The 243-nt window shown below is 32.9% G+C and carries 1 pseudogene; it reads left to right on the top strand.

Annotated elements, in window-relative coordinates:
- Positions 1 to 44 precede the first annotated feature (44 nt).
- Positions 45 to 243 (top strand): annotated as a pseudogene (locus G6042_RS00165) (IS1182 family transposase); the annotation flags it as partial.

The following is a 243-nucleotide window of genomic DNA, read 5'->3' as shown; positions in this document are numbered from 1 at the left end:
AGTAAAATAGTTGTAAGAAAAAGATAAATTCATTATTTTTAGTGATGCAACATATACAAGGAATAGCTCGCAACCAGCTACAAGTAAGCAGTCTAGAAGATACCATCAGTCAGGACAATCCAGTTCGATTTATAGATGCTTTTGTTAACAGTATCGATTTAGAGAAAATAGGATTTACACCCAGAGTATTAAAAACCGAAGGTCGCCCAAGTTTTGATACCAAGGTGTTTTTAAAAATCTATT

This window comes from Flavobacterium solisilvae, from assembly GCF_012911605.1.
GTDB lineage: Bacteria > Bacteroidota > Bacteroidia > Flavobacteriales > Flavobacteriaceae > Flavobacterium > Flavobacterium solisilvae.
Note: the sequence above shows the minus strand (reverse complement) of the source record. Positions and strands in the feature narration are given on the sequence as shown.